This is a genomic window from Actimicrobium sp. GrIS 1.19 (assembly GCF_035984655.1).
GTDB lineage: Bacteria > Pseudomonadota > Gammaproteobacteria > Burkholderiales > Burkholderiaceae_D > Actimicrobium.
On record NZ_JAXCHT010000009.1, the window covers coordinates 119,948 to 125,947 of the forward strand.

At 61.8% G+C, this 6,000-nt stretch carries 5 protein-coding genes; 4 read left to right on the forward strand and 1 reads right to left on the reverse strand.

Annotation, left to right across the window (positions count from 1 at the left end; all coding sequences use genetic code 11):
* The first annotated feature begins 150 nt into the window (after window positions 1-150).
* Window positions 151-1,548 (forward strand): DUF4397 domain-containing protein, encoded by a 1,398-nt coding sequence (locus tag RCH09_RS08960; protein ID WP_326940728.1) that lies wholly within the window; start codon window positions 151-153, stop codon window positions 1,546-1,548.
* Between the two features lie 54 nt (window positions 1,549-1,602).
* On the opposite strand, the gene RCH09_RS08965 is transcribed toward RCH09_RS08960, so the two are convergent.
* A complete protein-coding gene (locus RCH09_RS08965; RefSeq protein ID WP_326940729.1) occupies window positions 1,603-2,511 on the reverse strand; it encodes a LysR family transcriptional regulator in 909 nt (302 codons plus the stop codon).
* Window positions 2,512-2,597: 86 nt separating this feature from the next.
* On the opposite strand from RCH09_RS08965, the gene RCH09_RS08970 reads away from it, so the two are divergent.
* The 3 genes from RCH09_RS08970 to RCH09_RS08980 all read left to right on the forward strand — a co-directional run.
* Window positions 2,598-3,581 carry a sodium-dependent bicarbonate transport family permease gene (locus RCH09_RS08970; RefSeq protein ID WP_326940730.1) on the forward strand — a complete coding sequence of 328 codons (984 nt, stop codon included), beginning with the start codon at window positions 2,598-2,600 and terminating at the stop codon, window positions 3,579-3,581.
* Window positions 3,582-3,907: 326 nt separating this feature from the next.
* Window positions 3,908-5,080 (forward strand): hypothetical protein, encoded by a 1,173-nt coding sequence (locus RCH09_RS08975; RefSeq protein WP_326940731.1) that lies wholly within the window; start codon window positions 3,908-3,910, stop codon window positions 5,078-5,080.
* A gap of 774 nt (window positions 5,081-5,854) precedes the next feature.
* A partial coding sequence (locus tag RCH09_RS08980) for a transposase (RefSeq protein WP_326940737.1) occupies window positions 5,855-6,000 on the forward strand: 146 nt, incomplete at its 3' end.

The following is a 6,000-nucleotide window of genomic DNA, read 5'->3' on the forward strand; positions in this document are numbered from 1 at the left end:
CGCACCTGGACGGGGATGGATCAAGTCAGCTGTATCACTTTCTCGGTATCACTTTATCGGTATCAATTCATCAGTATCACTTCGTCGGTATCACTTCACCGGTATCACGTCATTTTTCCAAACCGTTTCAGTTTTTGAGGAGAGCAAGAAATGAAGCCTTTGTCGAAATGGGTTGTTGCCATCGTCGCAGCGAGCATCGTGGCTGGCTGCGGCGGCGACTCAGCGTCCAATACCCAACTGCGCGTCATCCATGCTTCGGCCGATGCGCCCAACGTGGATGTGCTGGTCGGCGGCACCACCGTGCTGACCAACGTACCCTACAAGACCGCGTCCGGGTTTCTCACCATTGCGAGCGGAACCACGCGGGTTCAGGTCAATCCGACCGGCGCCGCGACCAGCGTCATCGATGTCTCGCCGGCATTGAACCGCGACCGTAAATATTCTGCGGTGGCAGTCGGTTCGGCAGCGGCCGCGGCGCCGGCCGCGCAAAAGATCAGCGCGGTTCTGGTTGATGATCCGGGCAATGCGCCGGCTTCCGGCAACGTCAAGATTCGCGTCGTGCACGGCGCGCCGGCGGTGCCTGCAGTTGACATTTACGTGACTGCGCCAGGTGCGACCCTGCCGGCGCTGCCAACCATTGCGGCGCTGGCGTACACCGGCGTCGCCCCGGCCTCCGGGCAACTGGCGCTTGAAGTTCCTGCCGGAAATTACGAAGTCCGCGCCACGCTGGCCGGGTCGCGCACCGTCGCGTTCGATTCGGGCCAGGTTGCCCTGGCAGCGAACGCCGACTTGCTGATGACGGCCATTCCGGCCTCGGGCGTCGCGCCGGTCGGGTTGCTGGTCGCGCCTGCCACGGGCGCGGCGTTCGTGATCAGCGATAACCGCGCGGCGCTGCGGGTTGCGCATTTCGCGCCAAACGTTCCTGCCGTGGATGTCTTCCTGAAAGCGCCCGGCGCGGCCAACAGCGCTGACAATCGGGCCTTGCAGAATGTCGCGTTCCCGGCCAACTCGGGTTACCTGACGGTTCCCTCCGGAACCTACGATGCCTCGGTCGCACTGACCGGCACCCTGGCGGGCGTGCTTGACCTGAACGGTGCGGCGCTGGCGCCCAATACCAGCACCAGCGTGGCCGCCATCGGCCTGCTCGGCGGCAGTGGCGCACAGGCCTTGCAACTGAAGGCGTTTGCCGATGACCGGGTGCCGGTGGCCGGCAAGGCCAAGGTGCGGGTGCTGCATCTGGCGCCGGATGCGCCTGCGGTCGACGTGGTCGTGTTGAGCGGTCCCGGCGTGATCGCGGCGACGGCGGTGTCGAACCTGGCCTATCCGAACGCCACCTCGGCCAGCCTGCAGCTGGTGCCCGGCACCTATACGCTGGCGGTGGTGCCGACCGGCGCTGCCACACCGATCCTGCCGAGCGCGGCTGGCGTGACGGTGACATTGACCGACGGACAGGTCGCCACGATTGCAGCGATTGGCTGCCTCAATACGAGCAGCGGCGCGTGTATCGGCGGGCAGCCGTTTGCGTTGACGGTGCTGGCCGATAACTGAGCCCCGTGATCCACGCTCCCGCCGCCGCACGATGCAGCGGCGGGAGGGGCATTGTCAGCCGTGCTGCTGTTGCCTAAGTCTGGATTCGGCCAGCAGGTGCTCCTGAAACACACTGGCAACCGGCGACAGGGTTCTGCCCAGAAAATGCACCACATGCCACTGCGAGTTGATCGGGAAGCCCTTCACATCCAGGATGGTGACAGCCTGCTCGGCGGCATTGGCCTGCAGCGCATGGCGCGACACTACCGCAATGCCAAGGTCGCCGGCCACGGCTTCCTTGATGGCTTCATTGCTGCCCAGTTCCAGACGCACTTGCGGTGTGAATTTCTGCTGCTTGAAAAACGTATCTACCGCCATGCGCGTGCCGGAGCCGGGTTCGCGCAGGATGAAGCGCTGGCTGCGCAGTGCGGCAAGCTCGATCCCTCGACGCCGGCATAGCGGATGCGCATTGGCCGCAATCACCACCAGTGGATTGGCCATGAACACCTGGTCGGCCAGCGCGATATCGGCGGGCGGCATCGACATGATGCACAGGTCATCGAGGTTTTCCCGCAGCCGCTGCAGCACGCCATCCCGGTTCAGCACTTCGAGCGCGATGTCGATGTCCGGATAGATCGCACAAAACGACCCCAGCAAGCGTGGCACGAAATACTTGGCGGTACTGACGACCGCCACCCGCAGCTTGCCGCGCTTGATTCCCTTGATCTGGTCGGCCTTCTGTTCGAACGCATCCCATTCATTGGCGATCCCGCGCGCGGTGCGGGCCAGCTCGCGCCCGAGCTCGGTCAGATGGACGCGCCGTGCGATCACGTCATACAGCGGCAGGCCGACCGCATCCGACACCGCGCGCAACTGCATGGAGGCAGTCGGCTGGCTGATGTGCATCGCACGCGCAGCACCGCCGACGCTGCCGGTGTCGGCCAGCGCCAGAAACAGCCGCAGTTGGCGGGAAGTGATATGCATAGGGTTTGATCTATCCGAGCGTGGCGAAAATCGATTTTACTTTATGCAACCGTTTCCCTAGCATCGCGGTTGAAAGGAATCCACCCATGCACAATCTTCTCGACCCAGCCATTCTGTTCTTCCTGTTCGGCGTCCTCGCCGGCGCCCTCAAATCCAATCTGGAGATTCCCCAACCGGTCTCGCGTTTCTTGTCGCTGTATCTGCTGATGGCGCTCGGGCTCAAGGGCGGCTTTGCGCTGGCCCATTCCGGGCTCACCGCCCAGGTCGCCACCAGTCTCGGCTGTGCCGTGCTGCTGGCGGTGGTGGTGCCGTTGCTCGGGTATTGCGTCCTGCGGCGCTTCCTGTCGGGCTTCGATGCGGCCGCGGTCGCGGCCACCTACGGCTCGGTCAGTGCGGTGACCTTCGTCACGGCAGTGCAGACCCTGGAAAATCAGCATGTGGTATTCGGCGGCTACATGTCCGCCGCGATGGCCCTGATGGAGTCGCCGGCAATCATTCTGGCGGTGTTGCTGGCCAATGGACTGCGGCAGCGTCAGCCGTCGCCAGTGACCGGCGCACCGACGACGCAGCCCGGCGGCGTACCGCTGCGCACCATCCTGCATGCCTCGCTGACCGACGGTGCGCAACTGCTGCTGGTCGGCGCGATGATCATTGGCATCCTCAGCGGCGATGCCGGCAAGGTCTCGATGCAGCCGTTTTCCGCCGACATTTTCAAGGGTATGCTGGCCTTCTTCCTGCTCGACATGGGGCTGTTGACCGCGCGCAGCCTGACCAATGTGCGCGACAAGTCGCCATGGCTGATCGCCTGGGCCGTGCTGGCGCCGCTGTCGCACGCCACGCTGGCGCTGGGACTGGCCTGGTTGTTGTCGATCCCGGCAGGCGATGCCGCCCTGTTGATGGTGCTGGCCGCGAGTGCCTCCTACATCGCCGTGCCGGCCGCGCTGCGTTATGCGATTCCGGAAGCCAATCCGTCGCTCTACTTTGGCCTGTCGCTGGGAATTACGTTTCCGTTGAATATTGTGTTTGGCATTCCGCTGTATCTCGGTGTGGCGCAGCGGGTGTTGGGGTAGGTGGATGCGCCTGGCGTTGACGCGGTGGTCTCGACTGATGCAACCACACCGATGCGGCGGACGCCAGCCGACGTCACGCTGTCGTTGATCGATGGGAGGATGACGACGATTGCAGCAGTCGGCTGCCTCAATACCAGAGGTGGGCCGGTGCTGGCGGACAGCCGTTGGCGTTGCATGTGCTGGCTGATCGTTGAACGGGCCGCCCGGTTCGCCCGCAGCGGATCGTGGCGCGAGCCAATAGCGTCGCTATTCAGACGGAACCGTTGGCATGCGCACGGTACACAAGCAAATAATGGCCGTTGCGGCGCACATTTTTTTGGCAGCCAATGAATTCAATAAATAGAGTTAATAGCGGACTTGGAAATCCGGCGATCTCGTTGTCGCGTGAAGACACGGCATCAACAGAGACCGCCGCTGCCCCACGTAGCCAGGGCAAGCCTTCGCAGAGCGCAACGTTGCGTCACGATGGCGCAGGTTCAAAAGCGCTCACGCTGCGCCGGAAGGTGGAAGCGTATGGCAAGGAGGCACAACGCATCGCGACCATCGCCACCAACCCGTTGAGTGAAACTCAGCTGCGCGAGACGAAGGCGCTGTATGCGTACGCGCTAAAAACCGACTATGACGCGCAGGTCCAGGCGGCGCTCCGCGCCAGCCTCGAAGACGCATTTGCCCCGATGCGGGATCAAAGCGTGGCGTCGTTCGCGCAGCGTAACGCGCAGATCGATGCCGTGGTGGCGTGGCGCAAACAGCCAAAGAATCCGCTGCCAGAGGAGGCTGCCAATTACCTCAAGGCTCCGGTCCTGGAGAGCATGCGCCGCGATGTCACTCGCGAAATGGCGAGGCTCAAACACACACCATCGCGAAACGCGGCGCAAGCCGAAGCGCAGCAACAGATACTTCGTACCAATGCGCAGAAGATTGACCATATCGTCGGGCTACAGCTCGGAATAAGAAATGAAATGGAGACCGCCTTTATCGATGCGCCGGGGACCACAGCATCATCTCGGCGTCAGCGCGATGCAGAGATCGATGCGCTGGTATGGTGGACGCAATACGCGCCGGCACCCCTGCCGGACGCGGCTTCCCGGCTGCGTCCGGCTGCGCTGCGTGACCTGCGCAAAATGATTGACGATCAGATCAAGGACATCGAATCGATGCCGTGTGCAGGCGACGCCAAGCGCAGGTCGGCGGTACTCGACTGCATGAAAAAAAATCGGCGAGAACTGACCCGGTTGATCGCGCAGTCTGATCGGCGTGGTGGCCAACCGCCTGCATGCGACTCAGGTTCCTTTGGCGGCGCCGTTGGCTCCGTTTCAGCCACTGCCGATCCAGGCAAAAGGGCTACAAAAGAGAAAAAAAATCCCGCGCGGCCCCTTCGCGGCATCCTGAAGACGCCTTCATCGGGACCGCGCGCCAGCGGCAAGACGCGCAAGGTGACGTTTGGGGATGAGGCAGGCCAAAGCCTGACAATTGGCCCGACGCCGCGCCGCGCGGTCTGATCAAGCTAGCCGAGTCGGTTCGCAAAGCTACAGCAGCGAAAAATTCGCTTCGCAACGCGCCGAGGCATCCCCGCGCCGCCCCTTCAAACAACCTGGTGGGCGAGCCGATACAAACTCAGAACGAGAAGACGGTGTGGGTTAAACGTCGCCTTGCGGATGGCAAGGCAGAGGCGAACCGGCTCCCTGCATCCATTAAAAAACCCGCCGATTCCGCGACAAAATCCTTTCATCGCTCGCGTGGCCGACAAACAGGATGCGGATGGTGCGCCAGTCCGGGTGCCTCGAGGTTGAACATCGGAATTCAAGCAACGCCAGGAGGGTTGCTTCGCTTTCCAAACGGAACCATTGGTAGGTGCACGGCACACAAGGGAATGACGGCCAATGCGCCGCACATTTTTTGGAGCGATCAATGAATTCGGTAGGTAATAAATCTAATGGGCTTGGAAATTTGGCGATCCCGTTGCAGCGTGAAGGCCCGCCATCGACAAACTCTGCCGCTGTGCCACCCCCCCCGTGTCAGACTATTTGTCGTGTGATTTTTTCACACTGAAGATCGGACGAATAGGCGTTGCGATCTGGACGACTCGGTTCTTTTTCTTCATTTTGTCCTCCTACCCGCTAGTGGGGTTGGGGGGTACGGGTGGAGCGAAGCGGAACCCGTTCCCCCAAGATTTCAGGGTCGATTTTTTCTTTGCGCTTCGGGGGGACTGTTTTTTATCCCCGCAATGGATCGGTTGTCGCCTCAATATTTAATCCATAGATAGAGGCAGGCAAATGGCAGCACAGTATTCCCAATCGTTCATCGAACAGGCCTTGGTCAAGGCCTTTTCACGCGACCAGCGGTCGGTCACGGCGGTCGCGCTGGACATGAACATCAGTCACCATACGCTAAGATACTGGATGAAAAAGAAGTCATTGGC

Bases quoted from the DNA above. Each gene is read 5' to 3' on its own strand.
- RCH09_RS08960 (WP_326940728.1), top strand. From the start codon at position 151: ATGAAGCCTTTGTCGAAATGGGTTGTTGCCATCGTCGCAGCGAGCATC.
- RCH09_RS08965 (WP_326940729.1), bottom strand. From the start codon at position 2,511: ATGCATATCACTTCCCGCCAACTGCGGCTGTTTCTGGCGCTGGCCGAC.
- RCH09_RS08970 (WP_326940730.1), top strand. From the start codon at position 2,598: ATGCACAATCTTCTCGACCCAGCCATTCTGTTCTTCCTGTTCGGCGTC.
- RCH09_RS08975 (WP_326940731.1), top strand. From the start codon at position 3,908: ATGAATTCAATAAATAGAGTTAATAGCGGACTTGGAAATCCGGCGATC.